The sequence below is a fragment of the Ideonella sp. WA131b genome (genome assembly GCA_023657425.1).
Taxonomy (GTDB): domain Bacteria; phylum Pseudomonadota; class Gammaproteobacteria; order Burkholderiales; family Burkholderiaceae_C; genus Rubrivivax.
On record JAGTJW010000001.1, the window covers coordinates 219,279 to 242,750 of the forward strand.

Here is a 23,472-nt window from a genome sequence, read left to right on the forward strand (position 1 = left end):
GGGCGGGCGCGCCGCCATCAGAAGTGGATCCCTCGCATCATCTGCTGCAGCGCGATGGCCTCGGCGCTGAGCTGCGGCCTGCCGCCCTTCTCGCCCTTGGCCGCGTCGCTGTCGGGGAACATGCGGAAGGTGGTGTTCATGACGATCTGCGCGATGCGCGGCGACACCGCGTGCAGCAGCTCGCCGAAGATGCCCAGGCGCGTGGCGATGCGCACCGGCTTGGCGATGCAGGCCTGCGCGATCATGTCGGCCGCCTCCTCCGGGCTCAGCGTCGGCACGTTGTTGTAGATCTTGGTGGGCGCGATCATCGGCGTGCGCACCAGCGGCATGTTGATGGTGGTGAAGGTGATGCCCTGGTCGGCGAACTCGCTGCTGGCGCAGCGTGTCCAGGCGTCCAGCGCTGCCTTGCTGGCCACGTAGGCGCTGAAGCGCGGCGCATTGGTGAGCACGCCGATCGAGCTGATGTTGACGACGTGGCCCTTGTGCTTCTTCACCATGCCGGGCAGCAGGCCCATGGTCACGCGCAGGCACCCGAAGTAGTTCAGCTGCATCGTGCGCTCGAAGTCGTGGAAGCGGTCGTAGCTGTTCTCGACGGCGCGGCGGATGCTGCGGCCCGCGTTGTTGATGAGGAAGTCGACGCCGCCGTGCACCTCGTCGAGCGTCTTCACGAACGCGGCGCAGCCTTCCATGTCGGCGATGTCGACGCTGTAGCTGAACACCTTCGGGTCGGCGGTGCCCTTGCCCTTGGCGCAGGCGACGATCTCCCTGACGGCCTCGTCGAGCTTGTCGGCGTCGCGCGCGCAGATGATCGTCACCGCGCCGGCCTCGGCGAACTTGCACGCCGCCGCCAGGCCGATGCCCGAGCTGCCGCCCGTCACCAGCACCACCTTGCCGCCCACCGTGCCCTTGAGGCTGCGGTCGATGAACAGGTCGGGGTCGAGGTGGCGCTCCCAGTAGTCCCACAGCCGCCAGGCGTAGTCGTTCAGGTTCGGGCACTCGACGTTGCTGCCCTTGAGCACCGCGTCGAGCTCGCGGCGGTCGAAGCGCGTGGGGTAGTTCACCAGCTGGAAGATGTCTTCCGGCAGGCCCAGATCCTTCATCACCGCGTTGCGGATGCGGCGCACCGGCGCCAGCGCCATGAGCCCCTTCTTCACGCTCCTGGGCACGAAGCCCAGCAGCGCGGCGTTGACGAAGAGGTTCATCTTCGGCGCGTGCGCGGCCTTGCTGAAGATGTCGAGCACGTCGCCGACGCGGTAGCCCTGCGGGTCCACCAGGTGGTAACACTTGCCGGTGATGGCGTGAGGGCTGTGGCTGATGTGGTCGAGGCAGGCGACGACGAAGTCCACCGGCACGATGTTGATGCGTCCGCCCTCCAGGCCCACGCTCGGGAACCACGGCGGCAGGATCTGGCGCATGCGCTGGATGAGCTTGAAGAAGTAGTACGGCCCGTCGATCTTGTCCATCTCGCCGGTGCTGCTGTCGCCCACCACCACGGCCGGGCGGTACACCGTCCAGGGCACCTTGCACTCACGGCGCACGATCTTCTCGCTCTCGTGCTTGGTCATGAAGTACGGGTGGTCCAGGCCCTCGGCTTCGTCGAACATGTCCTCGCGGAACACGCCCTCGTACAGGCCCGCGGCGGCGATGCTGCTCACGTGGTGGAAGTGCTTCGCGTCCACCGCCTTGGCGAAGTCGCAGACGTTGCGCGTGCCCTCGATGTTCACGGCCACCTGGCTGTCGGCGTCGGCGCCCAGGTCGTAAACGGCCGCCAGGTGGTAGACGGCATCAACCTGGCCCTTCAACGCCTTCATGGCGTCGGCCGCCACACCCAGCTTTCGGGCGGTGAGGTCGCCGGTCACGGGCTGGGCGCGCTTCTTCGCGGAGCCGGCCAGACCCCAGTACGCGTACAGCGTTGCGAGCTTGCCCTCGCTGCCTTCACGCACGAGGAAGCTCACGGTGCTGCCGCGGCGGGCCAGCAGAGCCTTGACGAGACGCTTGCCGATGAAGCCGGTGGCGCCGGTGACGAAGTAGTGCATGCCGGGATCTCCTCGTTCGGGTGTTCGCCGCGGCGCTGTCACCGTGCCGCGTGCCGGCCGGCAGGATAGAGCGGTCTCACTAGGCGTCTAGGGTGTCCGCTCCAGGGAAGAACCCTATATTTCCCTCAGCGCCGCCATGTCGTGTGGCGCACCACCCGCGCACGAGGAAGCCGCCATGGTCAAGAAGATGAAGAGCACCGACACCGCCACGAGCAGCGCCAAGGGCAGCGCCAAGGCCGCCGGCGGCCTGATGGACAGCCAGCTGGCCGGTGCCGTCAAGGATTCGGCCCAGCAGATCTGGCTGGCCGGCATGGGCGCCTTCAGCAAGGCCCAGGAAGAGGGCACGAAGGTGTTCGAGGCCCTCGTCAAGGAAGGCATGCACCTGCAGAAAAAGACCCAAGGCATCGCCGAGGACAAGATCTCGGAGGTCACCGGCAAGATGACGGCGATGGCCGGCAATGTGCAGGCCAAGGCCGGCCAGAACTGGGACAAGCTCGAAGCCATCTTCGAGGCCCGCACCGCCAAGGCGCTGAACAAGCTGGGCGTGCCCACCGCCAAGGATGTGCAGTCGCTGACCGAGCGCGTCGACGCGCTGGCCGCCGCCGTGGCCCGGCTGTCCAAGGGCACGGCCGCCGCCGCGCCGAAGGCGGCTCGGAAGGCCGCTCCCAAGGCCGCCCCCAAGGCCGCGACAAAGGCTGCCGCCAAGCCGGCCGCGCCGGCACCCGCCGCCCCGGCCAAGCGCACCCGCCGCAAGGCCGCCGCGGCCTGAGCGACAGGCCTGAACGATGAGCCGCATCGGCCTGGCCCTGGCCGGTGGCGGCCCTTTGGGCGCCGTCTACGAGATCGGCGCCCTGGTGGCGCTTGAGGACCATCGCCGGGCTCGACCTCAACGCGATGGACGGGTATGTCGGCGTCTCGGCCGGCAGTTTCCTGGCCGCGGGCCTGGCCAACGGCATGACGGCGCGCGCCCTGTGCACCGCCTTCATCGACGGCGACCAGCGCCACCCCGACCACGTGCCGGCGGCGATGTTCACGCGCCCGGCCCTGGCCGAGTGGGTGGGCCGGGTCGCCTCGCTGCCCCGGCTGGCCGGCCAGGCCGCTTGGCAGGTGCTGCGTGGCCGCCCCTGGCTGACGGCACTGGAGCAGCTGGGCCGTGCGCTGCCCACGGGCCTGTTCAGCCATGCGCCCATCGAAGCTCGGCTAGCCGCGCTGCTGTCGGCGCCCGGGCGCAGCGACGACTTCCGGGTGCTGGCCGCCACGCGGGGCCGCCGCCTCGTCATCGTCGCCACGGACCTCGACAGCGGCGAGGCCCTGCCCTTCGGGCGCCCGGGCTTCGACCACGTGCCGATCTCGCGCGCCGTGGCCGCCAGCGCCGCCTTGCCAGGGCTCTTCCCGCCGGTGCCGGTGGACGGCCGCTGGTGTGTGGACGGCGCGCTGAAGAAGACCCTGCACGCCAGCGTGCTGCTGGACGACGGCGCCGGGCTGGTGTTCTGCCTGAACCCGCTGGTGCCCTTCGATGCACGCCACCCGCAGCGCCACCGCGTTCTGGCCGGCGGCGAAGCGCCCATCCCGCGCATCGTCGACGGCGGCTTGCCGGTGGTGCTGAGCCAGACCTTCCGCAGCCTCATCCACTCGCGTCTGGAGCTGGGGCTGAAGGGCTATGCCGCCAGCCACCCGGGTGCCGACCTGCTGCTCTTCGAACCCGACCATCGCGACCCGGCGATGTTCCTGGCCAACGTCTTTGCCTACGGCCAGCGCCGCGCCCTGGCCGAACACGCCTACCAGGCGACGCGGGCCGATCTGCGCAAGCGCCGTAGCACCCTGCGCCCGGTGCTGGCCCGCCACGGCCTGGCGCTGGACGAGGCCATGCTGGACGATCCCTCTCGCCGGCTGTTGCCGCGCCACCGCCGCGGCACCGTGGCGCCACGCACCGCGGCGGCGCAGGCGATGCGCCACCTGGACGAGGTACTCGACGACCTGGAGCGTGCGCTGCCCCCGGCGACGTGATGCCGTCCCAGGGCCGGGCTGCCCCCGTTCAGATCTTCGCAGGCTCTCAGCCGAGGTAGCGGCTTTGCAGGTGCGCCTTGAAGTGCGCCGGGTTCAAGGGCTCGCCGCTGGCGCGGAGGGTCAGCTCCTCCGTGGTCCAGAGGCTGGCCTGGCTCCAGATGTTCTCGCGCAGCCAGTCGAACACCGCATTCAGTTCGCCGCGCAGGATGCGCTCTTCCAGGTCGGGCATCGCCCGACGCATGGCCGCGAACCACTGCGCCGAGTACATCGCGCCCAGTGAATAACACGGGAAGTAGCCGAACAGCGCCTCGGGCCAGTGCACGTCCTGCAGCGGCCCGTCCTTGTAGTTGCCGCGTGTGTCCAGACCCAGCAGCTCCTGCATCTTCGCGTCCCAAAGGGCGGGCACGTCCTCGATCTCGATCTCGCCCTCGATCAGCGGCTTCTCGATCTCGTAGCGCAGGATGATGTGCGCCGGGTACGTGACCTCGTCGGCGTCGACGCGGATGAAGCCCGGCTTCACGCGCGTGAGCAGCTTCTGCAGGTTGGCCTCGCCGAAGGCGGGCTGGTCGCCGAAGGCCTGCACCACCAGCGGCGCGAGCTGGCGGATGAAGCCCGGGTGGCTGCCCAGCTGCATCTCGAAACTCAGGCTCTGGCTCTCGTGCAGCGCCATGCTGCGCGCCTCGGCCACGGGCTGGCCGAGCAGATCGCGCGGCAGGTTCTGCTCGTAGCGGCCGTGGCCGGTCTCGTGCACCGTGCCCATCAGGCTGCCGAGGAATTCGGCGTCGGAGAAGCGCGTGGTCATGCGCACGTCTTCCGGCACGCCGCCGCAGAACGGGTGCGTCGAGACGTCGAGCCGGCCGCCGTCGAAGTCGAAGCCCAGCATCTTCATCACCGCCTCGCACAGCGCGCGCTGCTTCGCCACCGGGAAAGGGCCCTCGGGCTGCAGCACAGTCTCCTTCGCCTGGCGATCGATGACCTGGCTGATGAGCCCGGGCAGCCACTGCCGCACCTCGCCGAACACGCGGTCGACACGGGCGCAGGTCATGCCGGGCTCGAACCGGTCCATCAGGGCCTCGTACTTGCGCACGCCCAACAGCTGGCTCAGCAGCTCGGCCTCGTGCCGCGCGTTGTTCAGCACGGGGCGGAAGTTCTCGACGAAGCCGGCCCAGTCGTTGGCCGGGCGCTGCGTGCGCCAGGCGTGCTCGCAGCGCGACGTGGCCAGCTGCTGCGCCTGCACCAGGGACTCGGGCAGCGCATTGCTGGCGCGCCACTGCCGGTTCATCTCGCGCAGGTTGGCGCGCTGCAGCGCCGACAGGGGCTCCTGCTCCGCGCGCCCGAGCTGATCCGTCAGCTGGGGATCGGTGCGCATGCGGTGCAGCAGCGCCGCCATCTCGGCCATCGCGGCGGCGCGCGCCTCGTTGCCCTTGGGCGGCATGTTGGCGGCCTGGTCCCAGCCGGCCATGCTCTGCAGGTGGCCCAGGTGGTGCAGGCGTGTCCAGGTGTGGGCCAGCGCGTCGTAGGTGGGGGTGGCGGTGCTGCTCATAGAAGGGGGTTAAGCCCAGAAGACTCGATTGTGGCGCGCTCAGAGTTCGAGCGTGCCCGGAAAGAACCACAGCGCGCCCCCCACGTAGAACAGGTAACGCAGGAACTTGCCCACCGCCATGTAGAAGGCGCAGGGCCAGAAGGGCAGCTTGAGCCAGCCAGCCACGGCGCACAGCGGGTCGCCCACCACCGGCAGCCAGCTCAGCAGGCAGGCCGGCGGGCCCCACTTGCGCGCCCAGCTCATGGCCCAGGCGGAGCTGGGTTTGGGTTTGGCGATCTGCTCGTAGGCCAGCTCGGCGCCATACCCCATCCAGTAGCTGACGCATCCGCCCAGCGTGTTGCCCGCGGTCGCCACGATCAGCGCCGGCCAGAACAGCTCGGGTGCCACCTTCACGAGCCCGAACACCACCGGCACGCTGGCCATCGGCAGCAGCGTCGCCGAGAGCAACGAGACCACGAACACCGTGCTCAGCCCGTACTGGGGCAGCGCCATTGCGGCCAGGATCGAGTGCAGCCAGGCTTCCATCGGGTGCGGCCCATTATGGGCAGGGACGGGATGACCTCAGCGCGGCACCGGACGGGGCTGCCCCTGGGCGTCGATGGCGACGTAGGTGAGATCGGCCTCGGTCACCTTCACCACCCGCAGCTGGCTCGGGTTGCGCTCGGCGATCACGGTCACGTGCACCGAGATGCTGGTGGTGCCGATGCGTGTGATGCGGGCGTAGAAGCTCAGCAGGTCGCCCAGGCTCACGGGCTGCTTGAAGACAAACTGGTTGACGGCCACCGTGGCGATGCGCCCGCGCGCCACGCGCGCCGGCAGCACCGAGCCGGCCAGGTCCACCTGGGCCATGATCCAGCCGCCGAAGATGTCGCCGTTGGCGTTGACGTCGGCCGGCAGCGGGATCACGCGCAGCACGAGCTGGGCCCCATCGTCGAGCTGCGGCGGGGCGAGCATGGGCGTGGCGGCGGTGTCGATGGGGGCGTCGGGCGATGGGCTCACGGGGCAGGCTCAAAGAGGATAACGGTGGGCGCAGCGACAATCCGCGCCCGATGACCGCGCCTCTCACTGTAGCCTCCGTGCCGCGCCCGACGCCCGCCCAGCAGCAGGCTTTGCGCCGCCGTCGCCCCCACCCGGCTCCGGTGTCCACCATCGACGCGCCCCCTTGAACCCGCCCCAGCTGCCGCCGATGCAATCACACGCTTCCTCCCCCCCTGCACCGCCCACCGCCGGTGCAGCGGGTGCGCGCCGCTCCGACTGGGGCACGCTGGCAAGGCTGCTGCCTTATCTGTGGCGCTACCGCTGGCGCGTGGGCGCGGCGCTGGCCTTCCTGCTGGCGGCCAAGGCGGCGAACGTCAGCGTGCCGGTGCTGCTGAAGTACCTGGTCGACTCACTCTCCATCAAGCCCGGCGAGGCGGCCTCGCTGCTGGTGGTGCCTGTGGGCCTGCTGGTGGGCTACGGCCTGCTGCGGCTGAGCACCAGCCTCTTCACCGAGCTGCGCGAACTGATCTTCGCCAAGGCCACCGAAGGCACGGCGCGCAGCATCAGCCTGCAGGTCTTCGGTCACCTGCACGCCCTGAGCCTGCGTTTCCACCTCGAGCGCCAGACCGGCGGCATGACGCGCGACATCGAGCGTGGCACGCGCGCCGTGCACTCGCTGATCAGCTACTCGCTCTACAGCATCTTCCCCACCCTTGTGGAAGTCGCGATGGTGCTGACGCTGCTGGCGGTGAAGTTCGACGCCGCGTTCGCCTGGATCACGGGCGGCGCGCTGGTGGCCTACATCGCCTTCACGGTGACCGTCACCGAGTGGCGCACCAAGTTCCGCCGCGAGATGAACGAGCTCGACAGCGGTGCGCACACGCGGGCGGTGGACTCGCTGCTGAACTACGAGACCGTCAAGTACTTCGGCAACGAGGCCTTCGAGGCGAAGCGCTACGACGAGAGCCTGGAGCGGCTGCGCCGTGTGGCGCTGAAGAGCCAGACCACGTTGTCGCTGCTCAACACCGGGCAGCAGCTGATCATCGCCGCGGCCTTGATTGCGATGCTGTGGCGCGCCACGCAGGGCGTGGTCGAGGGCCGGCTGACGCTGGGCGACCTGGTCATGATCAACGCCTTCATGATCCAGCTGTACATCCCGCTGAACTTCCTGGGCGTGATGTACCGCGAGATCAAGCAGAGCCTGGCCGATCTCGACAAGATGTTCGGCCTGCTCGAGAGGCACCGCGAGGTCGACGACAAGCCCGGCGCCCAGGCGCTGCAGGTGCGCGAGGGCGTGGTGCGCTTCGAGGGCGTGGGCTTTGCCTATGACACAGCGCGCCCCATCCTGCATGACCTCAGCTTCGAGATCCCGGCGGGCAAGACGGTGGCCGTGGTGGGCCCCAGCGGCGCGGGCAAGAGCACGCTGGCGCGGCTGCTGTTCCGCTTCTACGACGTGACGAACGACGGCAGAGGCCGCATCACCATCGACGATCAGGACATCCGCGAGGTCACGCAGCAGAGCCTGCGCGGATCAATCGGTATCGTGCCGCAGGACACGGTGCTGTTCAACGACACCGTCTACTACAACATCGCCTACGGCCGGGCCGGCGCCACGCGCGAGGAGGTCGAGGCGGCCGCCAAGGCCGCGCACATCCACGACTTCATCGCCGCGACGCCCAAGGGTTACGAGACGATGGTGGGCGAACGCGGCCTCAAGCTCAGCGGTGGCGAGAAGCAGCGCGTGGCCATCGCGCGCACGCTGCTGAAGAACCCACCGATCCTCATCTTCGACGAGGCCACCTCGGCACTGGACAGCGCCAACGAGCGCGCCATCCAGGCCGAACTGCGCGCGGCGGCCCAGGGCAAGACGGCGCTGGTGATTGCGCACCGCTTGTCCACCGTGGTGGACGCGCACGAGATCGTCGTGCTCGAGGCCGGCCGCGTGGTCGAGCGCGGACCGCACGCCGAGCTGCTGGCGCGTGGCGGGCGCTACGCGCAGATGTGGCGGCTGCAGCAGAGCGGGGAAGAAGCCTGAAGCCGACCCCGTGGCCGGACGCGTGCCCCGGGCGTCGGCGGCCGTGGCCGTGTCAGTCCTGCAGGCTCAGCACCAGCTTTCCGAAGTTGTCGCCGCTGAACAACCGGTTCAGCGTGGCCGGGAAGGCATCGACGCCGCCGCTGGCCACATCTTCGCGGCTCTTCATGCGGCCGTCCTTCAGGTAAGCGGCCATCTCGGCCACGGCCAGGTGGTAACGCTCGGCGTAGTCGAAGACCACCATGCCTTCCATGCGTGCGCGGTTGACGAGCAGGCTCAGGTAGTTCTTCGGGCCCTGCACCGGCGTCGTGTTGTTGTACTGGCTGATCGCACCGCAGATCACGATGCGCGCGCGGCGGTTGATGCGCGTGAGCACGGTGTCGAGGATCTCGCCGCCGACATTGTCGAAGTAGATGTCCACGCCCTCGGGGCAGTGCGCCTTCAGGCCATCCTTGACGCTGCCGCCCTTGTAGTCGATGCAGGCGTCAAAGCCGAGCTCACGGACGACCCACTCGCATTTGGCCGCGCCACCGGCGATGCCCACCACGCGCAGGCCCTTGATCCGGGCCAGCTGGCCCACGGTCTGCCCCACGGCACCGGCCGCGCCCGAGACGACCAGCGTCTCGCCCGCCGGCCGGGTGAGGTTGGGCAGGCCGACATCCATCAACCCGAAGTAGGCCGTCATGCCGGGCATGCCGAGCACGTTGAGCCATTGTGTTGGCGTGCCCAGGCCCAGGTCGATGCGGCCCAGGCCGGCTTGGCGGTCGCGGTCGGGCGCCACCGTCCAGTGCGTCTGCACGCCGGTGCTGCCGCTGACGGCGTCGCCGACGGCGTAGGCCGGATGCCGCGAGGCCTCGACCACGCCCACACCGCCCGCGCGCATGACCTCGCCGATGCCCACCGGCGCGATGTAGCTCTTGCCCTCGTTCATCCAGCCGCGCATGGCCGGATCGAGGCTGATCGCCGTCACCCGCACGCGGATCTCGCCAGCGGCCGGCTCGCGCAACGGCTCTTCGCCGATCGTCCAGTCCGAGGCCTTGGGCAGGCCCAAGGGCCGGGCGGCCAGCCGCACCTGGCGGTTCGTCATCGCCAGCGTCGCCATCACGGTGCCTTGGTCACCGAGGTGACGGTGAACTGGCCGTTGATGCGCTCGGCCGTGAAGCCGATGCGCTGCCCCACCGCAAGCCCCTCGAGCAGGCGCGGGTCGGCAACGCGGAACACCATCGTCATGGGCGGCATCTCGAGGTTCTTGATCTCGCCGTGTTTGATCGTGATGCGCGCGCCGGCCGCATCGAGCTTGGTGATCTCGCCGCTGGCGGGCGAGGCCTGGGCCTGCACCACGGCGGCGGCCAGCAGCGCGGCCGTGAACGTGAGCCATTGCTTCATCGTCGTCTCCTGTGAACGCGGGCGGCGTTCCTACAATGCCGGCACCTTACCGCAAGTCCCGCCCTGCCATGGCCAGCCTCGCCGACACCCCTGCCGCCCTGCACGATCTGTCGCACGTCACCCCGCGCGACCAGGCCGAGATCCTGGCCCAGGCCCTGCCCTACATCCGGCGCTTCCACGGCAAGACGCTGGTCATCAAGTACGGCGGCAACGCGATGACCGACCCGGCGCTGCAGCAGGATTTCGCCGAGGACGTGGTGCTGCTCAAGCTGGTGGGCATGAACCCCATCGTCGTGCACGGGGGCGGCCCGCAGATCGACGAGGCGCTGGCCAAGATCGGCAAGAAGGGCACCTTCATACAAGGCATGCGCGTCACCGACGAAGAGACCATGGAGGTGGTCGAGTGGGTGCTCGGCGGCGCGGTGCAGCAGGACATCGTCGGCCTCATCAACGCCGCCGGCGGCAAGGCCGTGGGCCTGACGGGCCGCGACGGCGGCCTGATCCGCGCGCGCAAGATGAAGATGACCGACAAGGACGACCCGACCAAGGAACACGACATCGGCCAGGTCGGCGAGATCACGGCCATCGACCCTGCGGTGGTGCAGGCGCTGCAGGACGACCAGTTCATCCCCGTCGTCAGCCCCATCGGCTTCGGCGAGGCGGGCGAGAGCTACAACATCAACGCCGATCTGGTGGCCGCCAAGCTGGCCACGGTGCTCAAGGCCGAGAAGCTGGTGATGCTCACCAACATCAAGGGCGTGCTCGACAAGGCCGGCGAGCTGATCACCGAACTGACACCGCGGCAGATCGACGAGCTCATCGCCGACGGCACCATCAGCGGCGGCATGCTGCCCAAGCTGGCCGGCGCCATCGATGCAGCCAAGAGCGGTGTGCATGCCGTGCACGTGGTGGACGGGCGCGTGCCGCATGCGATGCTGCTGGAGATCCTCACCGACCAGGCCTACGGCACGATGATCCGCTCGCACTGAGCACTGGGTGTTCAAGAGCGTGGACATCGACAAGAACCCCGGCAAGCGCGGGTCGCTGTGCAGCTGAACCCGACAGCGGCGCGGCGGGTCTGGCTGTTCGACCTGGACGATACGCTGCACGACGCGGCGACGGCGTCGATGCCGCAGCTGCACGAGTCGATGAACGCCTACATCCGCCGCGAACTCGGGCTCGATGCCGAGGCGGCCACGGCGCTGCGCCGTCGTTATTGGCATTGGTACGGCGCCACGCTGCTGGGGCTGGTGCGGCACCACGGCGTCAAGCCCGCGCACTTCCTGCACGTCACGCACGCGCTGCCGGGCCTGGAAAGCCGCGTGCGCGGCCATGCGCACGACATCGCGGCGCTGGCCCGCCTGCCGGGCCGAAAGTTCATCCTCACCAACGCACCGGCGGCCTACGCCCGGCGCGTGCTGGCGGTGCTGGGTGTGGAGCGGCTGTTCGACGGCCTGCTGGCCATCGAGGACATGGCCATGTTCGGCCACCTGCGGCCCAAGCCCGACCGGCGCATGCTGCGCCACATCGCGGCACGGTTGCGCGTGCCGCCGTCGCGCTGCGTGCTGGTGGAAGACACCCTGGTGCACCAGAAGGCCGCGCGCGCCGTGGGCATGGGCACGGTGTGGATGCAGCGCTGGCTGAAGCGCTCGGTGTCGCACGTGGCCAGCGCCAACGCGCGCCGCCACCGCCGGCCGGCCTACGTCGACCGGCGCGTGCGCACGCTGCAGGCCTTGGCCCGTTAGTGGGTCTGGACGGCCGCGGCAGCGCCCGCACGGCTTGGTGTTTACCTGCAAGAAGGCACAGGCCGGCCGCATGCCAGAATCGTCGCGCACTGCGCCCTACCCTCCGCCGCTACCGCCTGCCGCCGCCGATGTCCGCCCTGCCCGAAGACCCGCCGCAGGCACCCGCGGACGACGATCCCGAGGCGTCCCCGGCTGCCAGCGGCCGCAAGCGCCCCAAGCCGGGCGAGCGCCGTGTGCAGATCCTGCAGACGCTGGCCGCGATGCTCGAGGAGCCCGGCGCCGAGCGCATCACCACCGCCGCGCTGGCCGCCCGGCTCGAGGTCTCCGAGGCAGCCCTGTACCGTCATTTCGCCAGCAAGGCGCAGATGTTCGAGGGGCTCATCGAGTTCATCGAGAGCAGCGTGTTCACGCTGGTCAATCAGATCACCGAGCGCGAGCCCGCGCCGGCCCAGCAGGTGCGGCGCATTGCGGCGGTGCTGTTGCAATTCGGCGAGAAGAACCCGGGCATGGTGCGCGTGATGGTGGGCGACGCACTCGTGTTCGAGCACGAACGGCTCAATGCGCGCATGAACCAGTTCTTTGAACGCGTCGAAAGCCAGCTTCGGCAGAGCCTGCGCGCGGCTGCCGAGGCCGCCGGATCGCCGACACCCACGGTCGACGCACAGGCGCTGGCCTCCGCCATCACGGCGTTGCTGGTGGGCCGGCTGCAGCGCTACGCCCGCAGCGGCTTCAAGCGGCTGCCCACCGAGCACCTCGATCCCGCGCTCGCCCGCCTGGCGCCGTGAGCCCGCCGGAGCACCACGCCGGCGGCGCCCGGCTGGTGCCGCTGCCTGAACGGGCGCTGTGGCTGCCCGAGGTAGCGCTGCTGCTGGTGGCCGATGTGCACATCGGCAAGGCCCAGAGCTTCCGCCGGCTGGGCGTGCCGGTGCCCGAAGCCACCACGGCCGGCACGCTGTCGCGGCTGGACGCCGCGCTGGCCCGCTGCGCGGCCACTGGCAGGCCGGTGCGCGGCATCGTGTTCCTCGGCGACCTGCTGCACGCCGCGCGCGGGCGCGGCGCGGCGCCGCTGGCCGCCGTCACCGCCTGGCGTGAGCGCCACGCGGCGCTCAGCCTCACGCTGGTGCGTGGCAACCACGACGGCCACGCCGGGGATCCGCCGGCCGACTGGCGCGTGGCCTGCGTCGACGAGCCCTGGCAGCCCTGCGCGCTGCCCGGCCTGGCGCTGTGCCACCACCCCGATGCGCAAATCGGCCGATACGTGCTGGCCGGGCACCTGCACCCGGCCGTGGTGCTGGGCGGGCGCGCGCACCAGCGGCTGCGTCTGCCCTGCTTCCACTTCGGGCCTGCGGTGGGCGTGCTGCCGGCTTTCGGTGAGTTCACGGGCATGCGGGTGCTGCCGCGCGGCCCGGCCGACCGCGTGTTTGCCTGCACGTCCGAGGCCGTGGTCGCCTTGCCGGCGCCCCCTTAGACTGCCGGCCCGATGACCCCTGCCCTCCCCCCCGCCGTCGAAGCGCTGATCACCCGCGCCGAGGCACTGCTGGCCCGCCTGGAGCAGGTGCTGCCGCACGCCGCCACGCCGCCCGACTGGAACGCCGCCATCGCCTGGCGCTACCGCCGTCGCGGCCTGGGCCCGGTGCTGGAGCCGGTGCGCCACGTGGCGCCGATCCGCTTGGCCGACCTGAAGGAGATCGACGCGCAGAAGGAGCGCCTGGTGCGCAACACGGAGCAGTTCGTGGCCGGCAAACGCGCCAACAACGTGCTGCTCACCGGCGCGCGCGGCACCGGCAAGAGCAGCCTGGTGAAGGCCTGCCTCAACGAGTACGCGCCGCGCGGCCTGCGCCTGATCGAGGTCGACAAGGCCGACCTCGTGGACCTGCCCGACCTCATCGACCTCGTTGACGGCCGGTCCGAGCGCTTCATCGTCTTCTGCGACGATCTCAGTTTCGACGACGGCGAGCCCGGGTACAAGGCCCTCAAGAGCGTGCTCGACGGCAGCGTGGCCGCAGCCGGCGACAAGCTGCTGATCGTGGCCACCAGCAACCGCCGCCACCTGCTGCCCGAGTACCTGAAGGAAAACCTGAGCTACCAGCACACCGAGGACGGCGAGGTCCACCCGGGCGAGGGCGTCGAGGAGAAGATCTCGCTGTCGGAGCGCTTCGGGCTGTGGATCAGCTTCTACCCCTTCAGCCAGGACGAGTACCTGGCGATCGTGGCGCAGTGGCTGCGCGCCTTCGGCTTGCCCGAGACGGCCGTGGCCCAGGCACGCGCCGAGAGCCTGGTGTGGGCGCTGGAGCGCGGCAGCCGCAGCGGCCGCGTGGCGCAGCAGTTCGCACGCGACTACTCCGCCAGGCATGGCTGAGCGCACCCCGGTCGACGTGGCGGTGGGCGTCTTGATCGACGGCGACGGCGCCTTCCTGCTCACCACCCGGCCCGCCGGCAAGGTCTATGCCGGCTTCTGGGAGTTCCCGGGCGGCAAGCTCGAACCCGGCGAGACGCTGCAGCAGGCCCTGGCCCGCGAGCTGCACGAGGAGCTGGGCATCACCATCGGGGCGGCCGAGCCCTGGCAGGAACAGCTGTTCGACTACCCGCACGCGCTGGTGCGGCTGCGCTTCTGCAAGGTCTTCACCTGGACGGGCGAGCTGCAGATGCGCGAGGGCCAGGCCATGGCCTGGCAGCAACTGCCGGTGGCGGTGCGGCCCCTGCTGCCCGGCACCATCCCCGTGCTCGGGTGGCTGGCGGCAGAACGCGGATTTGCCGGCCCCACCCACGACACCCCGCACGACACCCCCGCCGGCTAGGAGCGTGGGCGGCAGAAATCCAGCCCCGCGTTGGGCCGACTTCGGGGCCCAGGCCAGGCGCCGCGCGCAGCCCGGGCTGTGCGCCCGGGCCAGCGTGGCAACGCCGCATGGGCCCCGAAATCGGCCCAACCCGAAGGGCCGGGGCTGGATTTCTGCCGCCCACGCTCCTAGACTGCCGCCCATCATGGACTGGCTCGACAAGGTCAAATGGGACGCCAACGGGCTCGTGCCCGTCATCGCCCAGGAGCGCGGCACGGGCGACGTGCTGATGTTCGCGTGGATGAACCGCGAGGCCCTGGCCGCCACCCACGCCAGCGGCCAGGCCGTCTACTGGAGCCGCTCGCGCGGCCGGCTCTGGCACAAGGGCGAGGAGTCCGGCCACGTGCAGCAGGTGCACGAAATCCGCATGGACTGCGACGAGGACGTCATCCTGCTGCAGGTCACGCAGCGGGGCCACGAGCCCGGCGTCGCCTGCCACACCGGCCGCCACAGCTGCTTCTTCCGCCAGCTCGGGCACGATGGCCAGTGGCACAGCGTCGAGCCGGTGCTGGTGGACCCCGACACGCTGTACCGGAAGTGAGCCCATGAGCGCAGGCAACGACACCCTGGCCCGGCTGGCCGACGTCATCGCACAGCGGCGCGCGACCGGCACGCCCGACACCAGCTACGTGGCCCGCTTGTTTTCCAAGGGCACCGACACCATCTTGAAGAAGATCGGCGAAGAGGCCACCGAACTGGTGATGGCCGCCAAGGACGGCGACCGCACCCGCATCGTGGCCGAGGCCGCCGACCTGTGGTTCCACGCGCTGGTGGCGCTCGAGGCCTTTGGCCTGAAGCCGGCCGAGGTGCTGGCCGAGCTCGAGCGGCGCGAGGGCCTGTCCGGGCTGGAAGAGTTTGCCGCGCGCAAGGCCGCGGCGCGTGAAGGGGGTGAGCCATGAACATGCCGTCGTCGCAGCCGCAGGTGGTGCTGAGCCCCGAACGCGAGAGCTCGCTGGTCACGATCGGCCACATCAGTTACCTGCTGCACACCATCGTCGCCGTCACGGCCGTGCTGCCGGGCACGCAGGCCAGCATCTTGCTGCTGCTGGTGGCCTTCATCCTCGACCTCGTGAAGAAGGGCGAGGCCGAGGGCAGCTGGCAGGAGAGCCACTTCTCGTGGCGCGTGCGCAGCGTCGTCTGGGCCGCCGTGCTTTACATCCTGACCATCCCGCTGTGGCTGCTGTTCATCGTCCCGGGCTGGATCGCCTGGGGGTTGATTTCGATCTGGTTCCTGTACCGCGTGGTGCGCGGCTGGATGAACCTCAACAACCGCAAGGCCATGCCGCAATGAAGGGCAAGCGATGAGCGCCGACCCAAACTGCATCTTCTGCAAGATCGTCGCCGGGCAGATCCCCAGCCGCAAGGCCTACGAAGACGAGGAGATCCTCGCCTTCCACGACATCAACCCCTGGGCGCCGGTGCACGTGCTGGTGATTCCCAAGCAGCACATCGCCACACTGGCCGACGCCGGCCCCGAGCAAGAGGCGCTGCTGGGCCGCATGCTGGGCCTGGCGCCCCGCCTGATGCGCGAGCTGGGCGTCACGAATGGTTTCCGCACCGTCGTCAACACCGGGCCCGACGGCGGTCAGGAGGTCTACCACCTTCACCTGCACGTGATGGGCGGACCGCGCCCGTGGTCGAAAGGCTGAGCCGCCCGGCGGCCGTCACACCCGGCTCTTAGAATCGTTGATTCCTCTTTCGCGGGAGCAAGACCATGGGTTCCTTCAGCATCTGGCACTGGCTCATCGTGCTGCTGGTCGTCGTGCTGATCTTCGGCACCAAGAAGCTCAAGAACATCGGCGCCGATCTCGGCGGCGCTGTCAAGGGCTTCAAGGATGGCATGAAGTCCGGCGGCGAGAGCAGCGCCGAGACGGTCCCGCCGCAGCAGCAGGTCACGGGCACCGCCCAGCGCTCGAACGCCGACACCGTCGACGTCGAGGCCAAGACGAAGTCCTGATCCTCGGCGCCCGCGCCTGTTCCGGGCGCAGCACCCTCGCGCATGATCGACTTCGGTTTCGACAAACTGGCCCTCATCGGCGCCGTGGCGCTGATCGTCATCGGCCCCGAGAAGCTGCCCAAGGTGGCCCGCACGGTGGGCCACCTGCTGGGCAAGGCGCAGCGCTACGTCGCCGACGTCAAGGCCGAGGTGAACCGCTCCATCGAGCTCGACGAGCTCAAGAAGATGAAGACCGAGTTCGAAACCGCGGCCAGCGAGGTGGAAAGCACCGTGCGCAGCGAGGTCAACTCGGCCACCAGCGCGTTCGAGAACGACTGGAAGTCCGCCACAGCCGGTCTCGATGGCAGCGGCGATGGCGGCAGCATCGGCTACCAGCCGCCCCCGCCCGAGTACCGCCACCCGAAGAAAAACTGGCGCTTGAAGCGTGGGGCCACACCCCAGTGGTACAAGAAGCGCCACGGCGTGCGCGCCCACGCGCAGTCGGGCGCCGCCCGCGTCGCCCGCTACCGGCCGCCGGGCATCAAGCTGCGCTGACGCACCGCCATGGCCGCAACACCCGACAAGAAGGACGAGCTCGAGGGCACCGAGGCGCCCTTCGTCTCGCACCTGGTGGAGCTGCGCGACCGCCTCGTGCGCGCGCTGATCGCCGTGGTGGTGGCCTTCGCGGCCCTGTGCCTGTGGCCGGGGCCCTCTGGCCTGTACGACCTGCTCGCCGCACCCTTGGTGGCCCACCTGCCCAAGGGCGCGACGCTGATCGCCACCAACGTGATCTCGCCCATCCTGGTGCCGCTGAAGATCACGCTGGCGGCGGCCTTCATGGTGGCCTTGCCGGTGGTGCTGTACCAGGTGTGGGCCTTCGTCGCGCCGGGGCTGTACACGCACGAAAAGAAGATGGTGCTGCCGCTGGTGGTCAGCAGCACGCTGCTGTTCGTGGCCGGCGTGGCGTTCTGCTACTTCCTGGTGATCCCGGGCATGAGCCAGTTCATCCAGGCCTTCGCCCCGAGCAGCATCACGGCGGCGCCGGACATCGAGCAGTACTTCGGTTTCGTGCTGACCCTGTTCATGGTCTTCGGCATCTCCTTCGAGGTACCGATCGCCGTGATCGTGCTGGCGCGTGTCGGCGTCGTCACGATCGAGCAGCTTCGCCGCTTCCGCGGCTACTTCATCGTGGGCGCCTTCGTCGTCGCCGCGGTGGTGACGCCCCCCGACGTGATCTCGCAGCTGGCTCTCGCCATCCCGATGTGCATCCTGTACGAGATCGGCATCATCGCGGCCCAGCTGTTCATCAAGCACACCCAAGCGCCGGAGGCGCAGGCCGAGGCCGAGCCGGCCGCCGACAAGCCCGCGGGCTGAGATCAGCCGCCCACCCAGCTGCGCAGCTGGATGATCGGCAGCAGCACGCTGAGCATGATCACGATGACGATCAGGCCCATGCCGACGATGAGGATGGGCTCCAGCAGGGTGGCCGCGGCCAGGGCCCGGCGCTGCACCTCGGCCGAGAGCTGGGCCGCCGCGCGCTCCAGCATGGCCGGCAGCTGCCCGGTCTGCTCGCCCAGCCGCGCGAACATCGCCAGCAGGCCCGGAAAACGCTTCTTGGCTGCCAGCGCACTGGCCAGCGGTGCGCCCTCGCGCACCTGCACCAGGGCCTCCAGCGCGTCGGCCCGCATGGCGTGGTTGCCCAGCGTCTCGGCCGCCGCCTGCAGAGCCTTGAGGATGGGCACGCCGGCCCCGGCCAGCAGCGCCAGGGTGCTGCCAAAGCGCGCGGCGTTGTAGCCCCTCGCCAGCCGGCCGAACAGCGGCAGCCGCAGGAAGGCGGCGTCGCTGCGCAGCCGGAAGGCCGCGTCGCGCCGCGCCGCCACGAAGGCCACCACGGCGCCCGCACCACCCAGCAGCAGCAGCCAGCCCCAGGCGCGGATGAAGCCGCTGAAGCCCAGCATGCCCACCGTCAGCGCCGGCAGCGCGCGCCGGCCGCTGGCAAAGGTGTTGGCGATCTGCGGCACCACCCAGGTCATCAGCACGATGACGATGACGAAGGCCACGGCGCTGACGATGGCCGGGTAGAGCATCGCGCCGGTGACCTTGGTGCGCAGCGCGTGCTGCTGCTCCAGGTCGTCGGCCAGCTTCTCGAGCACCGGGCCGAGCGCGCCGCTGCTCTCGCCCGCGGCCACCACCGCGCGGTAGACCTCGTCGAACTCGCGCGGCGCCGTGGCCAGCGCGCGCGCGAACGGGCTGCCGGCATTGACCTCGCTCTTGAGGTGCGCCACCAGCTCGCGCTGTCGATCACTGTCGCTCTCGTCGGCCAGTGCGGTGAGCGCCCGCTCCAGGGGCAGGCCGCTGCCCACGAGGCCCGCGAGCTGGCGCGTCCACACCGCGCGCGTGGTGGCGCTGAACACGCGCCGCGTGAAGCGCGCCGCGCTGCCGTCGCTGCCACCGCCACTGCCCACGGGCGTGACGGCCAGCGGCACCAGTGCTCGCGCGCGCAACTGCTGGCGCACGGCCTTGGCATTGTCGGCCTCCACGAGTCCGGTCTCGGCCTTGCCGTCGGCGTTGAGCGCTTCGAAGCGGTATGCCGGCATGGCCTCTCAGGTTCTCAGTCGCGGGTGACGCGGATCACTTCTTCGAGCGACGTGAGGCCGGCGCTCACCAGCCGCTCGCCGTCTTCGCGCATCGAACGCAGGCCGCCCCGCTGCGCCGCCGCCAGCAGCGCGCTCTCGGGTGCGCGGCTGTGCACCAGCCCTCGGAGCGCGTCGTCGGCCACCATCAGCTCGTACACCCCGGTGCGGCCCCGGTAGCCGGTGCCGCCGCAGGCCGGGCAGCCCACGGGGTGCCAGTGGCCGTGCTCGTCGCGCCGCTTGCAGACCGGGCACAGCTTGCGCACCAGGCGCTGCGCCAACGCGCCCAGCAGGCTGCTCGACAGCAGGTAGGGCTCCACGCCCATGTCCACCAGGCGCGTCACCGAGCTGACGGCGTCGTTGGTGTGCACCGTGGCCAGCACCAGGTGGCCGGTGAGGCTGGCCTGGATGGCGATCTGCGCGGTCTCGAAGTCGCGGATCTCGCCGATCATGATGACGTCGGGGTCCTGGCGCAGGATGGCGCGCAGCGCCTTGCCGAAGCTCAAGTCGATCTTCGGGTTGACCTGCGTCTGGCCGATGCCGGGCAGCTCATACTCCACCGGGTCTTCGACCGTCAGCACGTTGGTGGTGGCGGTGTCGACGCGGCCCAGACTCGCGTACAGCGTGGTCGTCTTGCCGCTGCCGGTGGGGCCGGTGACGAGCACGATGCCGTGCGGCTGCTGGATAAGCCGCGCAAACGCCGAGAGCACTTCGCCGTCCATGCCCAGGCCCTCGAGCGTGAAGCGGCTCTCGGTCTTGTCGAGCAGGCGCAGCACGGCGCGTTCGCCGTGCGAACTGGGCAGCGTGCTCACGCGGACGTCGATCGCGCGGCCGCCGATCCTCAGCGAGATGCGGCCGTCCTGCGGCAGCCGCTTCTCGGCGATGTCGAGCTCGGCCATGATCTTCAGGCGGCTGATCAGTGCCGCGTGCAGCGCGCGGTTGGGCTGCACCACTTCGCGCAGCGTGCCGTCGACGCGGAAGCGCACGCTGCTGCTGCGCTCGTAGGGCTCGATGTGGATGTCGCTGGCGCCATCCTTGGCCGCTTGCGTCAGCAGCGCATTGAGCATGCGGATGATGGGCGCGTCGTCGGCGGCCTCCAGCAGGTCTTCGACCGCCGGCAGCTCCTGCATCATGCGGCTCAGGTCGACCCCGCTCTCGACCTCGCCGATCACGGCAGCGGCGCTGCTTTCGCCACTGGCGTAGACCGTGGCAATGCGCTGGGCCAGGGTGGCCGCGGCCTCGCGCTCGAAGCGCTGCACCGCATACAGGCGCGTCACCTCGGCGAGCGCCGGCAGGGGCGTGGTCTCGGCGGCCCACAACGCGAGTTGGGTGCCGTCGTCCTCGAGCAGCATCGTGTGGGCCTTGGCGTAGGCGTAAGGCAGCGGGTGGCGGGCCATGGCGGGAGCGTCTACACCGTCTTCAGGGCGCCGTCTCGGCGCGCGGGACGGCGGGCACGGGTGCCGACTTGGGCGGCTCGGCCCGCGGGCCGCCGCCCAGCGGCGGCAGCACCGGCGACTCGTTGATCGGCATCACCACGCTGGGCGCCGGCTGGGCGCGCTGCTGCTGGGCGCGGATCTGGTCGTAGCGGTCCAGGCTCAGGCGGCTGGCACTGTCGGCGTCGCGCACCACCACCGGCCGCAGGAAGACCATCAGGTTGGTGCGGCGGCGCTCGCGGCTCTCGCTGCGGAACAGGCCGCCCACCAGCGGCAGGTCGCCCAGCAGCGGCACCTTGCTGCGCGTGGTGACGAAGCGGTCCTCGATGAGCCCGCCCAGCACCAGGATGGCGCCGTCGTCCACGACCACCGTGTTCTCGATCGAACGCTTGGTGGTGCTGGGGCCGGCGTTGGTGGTGCCGGCGGCGGTGGTCTCCTTGACGCTGCTCTGCTCCTGGAAGATCTGCATGCGCACCGCCCCGCCCTCGCCGATCTGCGGCTTGATGCGCAGCGTGATGCCGACGTCCTTGCGCTCGATGGTCTGGAACGGGTTCGTCGTGCCGCCGCTGCCCGTGTTGGTGAACTGCCCGGTGATGAAGGGCACGTTCTCGCCGACCACGATCTTGGCCTCTTCGTTGTCCAGCGTGATCAGGTTCGGCGTGCTGATGATGTTGGTGTCGCTCTGCGACTGCAGCATGCGCGCCACCGCCGCCAGCGAGGTGACGCCGTTGACCACGCTCAGCAGGCCCAGGTTCAGGCCCTGGCCCAGGTTCACCTCACCCTGCACGGCCGAGGTGTTGATGTCGATGATGCTGGGTCGGCCGCTGGCGCCGAAGTTGGTGCCGGCGATCAGCCCGAATCGGTCACCGCTGCGGCCGAGCAGGCCCTGCCACTGGAAGCCGAAGTCGGCGCTGTCGCTGGGTGCCACCTCGACGATCATGCTCTCGATGTAGACCTGCGCGCGGCGCGTGTCGAGCTGGTCGATCAGCGAGCGCACCTGCCGATACAGGGGCTCGGGGGCGGTGATGATCAGGCTGTTGGTCGCCGGGTCGGCCTGCACGAAGCCGCCGGTGCTGGGCTGGGCGGCGCCCGCCAGCGGCGCCGCCGCCGCGGCCGAGACACCCGGCTGGCCGGGCGCGGCCGGCGTGGCCGCCGTGCCCAGCGACGAGCCCCCGCCGCTACCGGGAAAGGCGGCGCGAATGACGGTGGCCAGCCGCGTCGCGTCGGCGTTTTTCAGGTGCACCACGTACAGGCCACCGGACTCGCCGCCGCCCGCGCCGGGGCGGTCCAGCCGCGCGATGCTGGCGCGCAGCGCGGCCAGGCGCGCCGGGTTGGCGGCGCGGATGATCAGCGCGTTGGCTCGGGAATCGGCCACCACCGTGACGGCGCCGCCAGCCGCCGGCACCCCGGCCGCCGCAGCGGCGCCGCCGCCATCGGCCAGGCGCTGCACCAGCGGCGCCAGGTCGGCGGCCACCGCGTGCTGCAGCGGCACGATCTCGATGTCGGTGCCGCTGGGCTGGTCGAGCGCGGCCACGATCTGCGCCAAGCGGCGCAGGTTGTCGGCGTAGTCGGTGATGACCAGCGCGTTGCTGCCCGGCGCCGCGTTGATGGTGTTGTTGGCGCTGATCAGCGGCCGCAGCACGGCCACGAGGTTGTTCGGGTTCTCGTAGCGCAGCGCAAAGATCTGCGTGATGACGGTGTCGCCGCGCAAGGGCGGCTCGTCCACGCTCACGGTGCCGGCCTGCAGCTTGGCATCGGCCTCGGGCACCACCTTGATCAGTCCGCCGCTCTCCACCACCGAGAAGCCCAGGCCGCGCAGCGCCGACACGTAGCTGCTGTAGGCGTCGCGGATGCTCTGCGGCTGCTCGCTGTAGACGGTGATGTTGCCCTTGACGCGCGGGTCGACGACGATGTTGCGCTCGATCATCGCCGCCATCGCCCGGGTGACGGCGTCGATCTCGGCGTTGACGAAGTTCACCGTCACCGGCGCGCGCGAGCGCGGGTTGATCGTCTGCGCCTGCAGCGGCGCGGCCGGCAGCGCCAGCACACCCGCCAGCAACAGCGCCGAAAGACGCTGCTCGCGCGGCCGGACGGTCGGGCCCGAGGGCGTTGGCTTCATGGTCATCCGATCGAGATGAGGCTCACCGCCCCCTGGCGGCGGCCGATGATGTTGAGCAGGTTGGCCAGCGCCGCCTCGGCCTCAGGCACGGCCGTGGCCTGGCCACGGAAGCGCAGGTCGGGTGCCCACTCGCCCTGGCCGCTGAGCTGCAGCGCCCCCTGGTCGGTGACCAGAACGAGCGCGGCACCGCCGTCGGGGCGCGATTCCACGGTGAGCCGGTAGTCGCCCAGCACCGGCAGCGTCGTCAGGCGGCTGCCGGCGCCACGCAAGGCCAGATCGAGCCGACCCTCGAATCGCCAGCGGCCCTGCACCGACTCGGCGGCAAAACCGGGACTGGACAGCGACATGGCGCCGCGTGGCGCCAGCGTGTTCCAGGGCGTGCCCAGGCCGGCCAGCACCTGCATCGGCCAGTGGCCCAGGGCCTCGCGGGCATCGGCGGGGGCGGGCAGCGTCACCCGCAGGCGCCCGAGGCCGGCCTGTAGGCGCAGCAACACAGGGCGGTCGGTGCAGCAGTCCTGGCGCAGCCGCACCGCGAGCGCCATGCCGTCCAGGCCGAGCGTCCAGTGCAGCCGCCCCGGCAGCGCGGCGAGATCGCGGCTGCCGGGACCGCCCGTCAGCACCAGGACGGCGCTGCCTGACCACAGCGTTCCGCGGGTGTCGGCCAGCAGCACGCGCTCGCCGCTGGCCGACGAGGCGACGCGCGCCAGCCAGGCGGCAGGCGGCCAGCCCAACAGCGCCACCAGGGCGCCGAGCAGCACACCAGCCAGGGCCAGCGCCAGGCCGCGTG

At 70.4% G+C, this 23,472-nt stretch carries 25 protein-coding genes and 1 pseudogene; 16 read left to right on the forward strand and 10 right to left on the reverse strand.

Annotation, left to right across the window (positions count from 1 at the left end; all coding sequences use genetic code 11):
- Nucleotides 1-17: 17 nt before the first annotated feature.
- Nucleotides 18-2,036, reverse strand: a complete 2,019-nt coding sequence (locus tag KA711_01090) for an SDR family oxidoreductase (protein ID MCM0607580.1) — start codon at nt 2,034-2,036, stop codon at nt 18-20.
- A gap of 175 nt (nt 2,037-2,211) precedes the next feature.
- Between KA711_01090 and KA711_01095 the strand changes: the two genes are divergently transcribed.
- Together KA711_01095 and KA711_01100 are read left to right on the forward strand one after the other, a co-directional pair.
- Complete coding sequence (locus tag KA711_01095; protein ID MCM0607581.1) at nt 2,212-2,805, forward strand: phasin family protein; 594 nt, start codon at nt 2,212-2,214, stop codon at nt 2,803-2,805.
- Nucleotides 2,806-2,821: 16 nt separating this feature from the next.
- Nucleotides 2,822-4,043 (forward strand): annotated as a pseudogene (locus tag KA711_01100) (patatin-like phospholipase family protein).
- Nucleotides 4,044-4,089: 46 nt separating this feature from the next.
- Here the strand turns inward: KA711_01100 and KA711_01105 are convergent.
- From KA711_01105 to KA711_01115, 3 genes are read right to left on the reverse strand one after another with little or no spacing between them, the layout of a single operon-like run.
- A complete protein-coding gene (locus KA711_01105) occupies nt 4,090-5,586 on the reverse strand; it encodes a carboxypeptidase M32 (GenBank protein MCM0607582.1) in 1,497 nt (498 codons plus the stop codon).
- Nucleotides 5,587-5,625: 39 nt separating this feature from the next.
- Nucleotides 5,626-6,111 carry a DedA family protein gene (locus tag KA711_01110; protein ID MCM0607583.1) on the reverse strand — a complete coding sequence of 162 codons (486 nt, stop codon included), beginning with the start codon at nt 6,109-6,111 and terminating at the stop codon, nt 5,626-5,628.
- 36 nt (nt 6,112-6,147) lie between these two features.
- Nucleotides 6,148-6,540 (reverse strand): acyl-CoA thioesterase, encoded by a 393-nt coding sequence (locus KA711_01115; GenBank protein MCM0607584.1) that lies wholly within the window; start codon nt 6,538-6,540, stop codon nt 6,148-6,150.
- Between the two features lie 232 nt (nt 6,541-6,772).
- Between KA711_01115 and KA711_01120 the strand changes: the two genes are divergently transcribed.
- The gene (locus KA711_01120) at nt 6,773-8,599 is read left to right on the forward strand and encodes an ABC transporter ATP-binding protein/permease (GenBank protein MCM0607585.1); all 1,827 of its coding nucleotides are present in this window, start codon (nt 6,773-6,775) and stop codon (nt 8,597-8,599) included.
- A gap of 52 nt (nt 8,600-8,651) precedes the next feature.
- On the opposite strand, the gene KA711_01125 is transcribed toward KA711_01120, so the two are convergent.
- Entirely contained in the window at nt 8,652-9,698 is a 1,047-nt protein-coding gene (locus KA711_01125) for an NADP-dependent oxidoreductase (GenBank protein MCM0607586.1), read from the reverse strand.
- A complete protein-coding gene (locus tag KA711_01130; GenBank protein ID MCM0607587.1) occupies nt 9,698-9,982 on the reverse strand; it encodes a copper-binding protein in 285 nt (94 codons plus the stop codon). The genes KA711_01125 and KA711_01130 overlap by 1 nt, the downstream gene beginning before the upstream one ends.
- A gap of 68 nt (nt 9,983-10,050) precedes the next feature.
- On the opposite strand from KA711_01130, the gene argB reads away from it, so the two are divergent.
- From argB to tatC, 13 genes are all read left to right on the forward strand, one after another.
- Nucleotides 10,051-10,971: an acetylglutamate kinase gene (argB, locus tag KA711_01135; GenBank protein ID MCM0607588.1), complete on the forward strand. Its 921-nt coding sequence runs from the start codon at nt 10,051-10,053 to the stop codon at nt 10,969-10,971.
- Nucleotides 10,972-11,034: 63 nt separating this feature from the next.
- Nucleotides 11,035-11,727, forward strand: a complete 693-nt coding sequence (locus KA711_01140; GenBank protein MCM0607589.1) for a pyrimidine 5'-nucleotidase — start codon at nt 11,035-11,037, stop codon at nt 11,725-11,727.
- Between the two features lie 128 nt (nt 11,728-11,855).
- Nucleotides 11,856-12,512 carry a nucleoid occlusion factor SlmA gene (gene slmA / locus KA711_01145; GenBank protein MCM0607590.1) on the forward strand — a complete coding sequence of 219 codons (657 nt, stop codon included), beginning with the start codon at nt 11,856-11,858 and terminating at the stop codon, nt 12,510-12,512.
- A complete protein-coding gene (gene pdeM / locus KA711_01150; protein ID MCM0607591.1) occupies nt 12,509-13,195 on the forward strand; it encodes a ligase-associated DNA damage response endonuclease PdeM in 687 nt (228 codons plus the stop codon). The genes slmA and pdeM overlap by 4 nt, the downstream gene beginning before the upstream one ends.
- Before the next feature lie 12 nt (nt 13,196-13,207).
- Complete coding sequence (locus KA711_01155; GenBank protein MCM0607592.1) at nt 13,208-14,086, forward strand: ATP-binding protein; 879 nt, start codon at nt 13,208-13,210, stop codon at nt 14,084-14,086.
- Nucleotides 14,079-14,525 carry an NUDIX domain-containing protein gene (locus KA711_01160; protein ID MCM0607593.1) on the forward strand — a complete coding sequence of 149 codons (447 nt, stop codon included), beginning with the start codon at nt 14,079-14,081 and terminating at the stop codon, nt 14,523-14,525. The genes KA711_01155 and KA711_01160 overlap by 8 nt, the downstream gene beginning before the upstream one ends.
- Before the next feature lie 184 nt (nt 14,526-14,709).
- Nucleotides 14,710-15,105, forward strand: a complete 396-nt coding sequence (gene hisI / locus KA711_01165; protein MCM0607594.1) for a phosphoribosyl-AMP cyclohydrolase — start codon at nt 14,710-14,712, stop codon at nt 15,103-15,105.
- A 4-nt stretch (nt 15,106-15,109) separates the two neighbouring features.
- Nucleotides 15,110-15,463: a phosphoribosyl-ATP diphosphatase gene (locus KA711_01170; protein MCM0607595.1), complete on the forward strand. Its 354-nt coding sequence runs from the start codon at nt 15,110-15,112 to the stop codon at nt 15,461-15,463.
- A gap of 2 nt (nt 15,464-15,465) precedes the next feature.
- A complete protein-coding gene (locus KA711_01175; protein ID MCM0607596.1) occupies nt 15,466-15,855 on the forward strand; it encodes a hypothetical protein in 390 nt (129 codons plus the stop codon).
- Nucleotides 15,856-15,865: 10 nt separating this feature from the next.
- Nucleotides 15,866-16,213 carry a histidine triad nucleotide-binding protein gene (locus tag KA711_01180; protein MCM0607597.1) on the forward strand — a complete coding sequence of 116 codons (348 nt, stop codon included), beginning with the start codon at nt 15,866-15,868 and terminating at the stop codon, nt 16,211-16,213.
- 65 nt (nt 16,214-16,278) lie between these two features.
- Nucleotides 16,279-16,521: a Sec-independent protein translocase subunit TatA gene (tatA, locus tag KA711_01185; GenBank protein ID MCM0607598.1), complete on the forward strand. Its 243-nt coding sequence runs from the start codon at nt 16,279-16,281 to the stop codon at nt 16,519-16,521.
- Between the two features lie 42 nt (nt 16,522-16,563).
- Complete coding sequence (gene tatB / locus KA711_01190) at nt 16,564-17,055, forward strand: Sec-independent protein translocase subunit TatB (GenBank protein ID MCM0607599.1); 492 nt, start codon at nt 16,564-16,566, stop codon at nt 17,053-17,055.
- A 9-nt stretch (nt 17,056-17,064) separates the two neighbouring features.
- Nucleotides 17,065-17,874, forward strand: coding sequence for a twin-arginine translocase subunit TatC (gene tatC, locus KA711_01195; GenBank protein MCM0607600.1), 810 nt, complete (start codon nt 17,065-17,067; stop codon nt 17,872-17,874).
- Nucleotides 17,875-17,876: 2 nt separating this feature from the next.
- Here the strand turns inward: tatC and gspF are convergent, their stop codons facing one another.
- The 4 genes from gspF to gspN are packed head-to-tail and all read right to left on the reverse strand — an operon-like array spanning nt 17,877 to nt 23,452.
- Nucleotides 17,877-19,097 (reverse strand): type II secretion system inner membrane protein GspF, encoded by a 1,221-nt coding sequence (gspF, locus tag KA711_01200; protein MCM0607601.1) that lies wholly within the window; start codon nt 19,095-19,097, stop codon nt 17,877-17,879.
- Between the two features lie 14 nt (nt 19,098-19,111).
- The gene (gspE, locus tag KA711_01205) at nt 19,112-20,530 is read right to left on the reverse strand and encodes a type II secretion system ATPase GspE (protein ID MCM0607602.1); all 1,419 of its coding nucleotides are present in this window, start codon (nt 20,528-20,530) and stop codon (nt 19,112-19,114) included.
- 22 nt (nt 20,531-20,552) lie between these two features.
- Nucleotides 20,553-22,691 (reverse strand): type II secretion system secretin GspD, encoded by a 2,139-nt coding sequence (gspD, locus tag KA711_01210; GenBank protein ID MCM0607603.1) that lies wholly within the window; start codon nt 22,689-22,691, stop codon nt 20,553-20,555.
- Nucleotides 22,688-23,452, reverse strand: coding sequence for a type II secretion system protein N (gene gspN, locus KA711_01215; protein MCM0607604.1), 765 nt, complete (start codon nt 23,450-23,452; stop codon nt 22,688-22,690). Before gspN ends, gspD begins: the two co-directional genes overlap by 4 nt.
- Nucleotides 23,453-23,472: the final 20 nt, after the last annotated feature.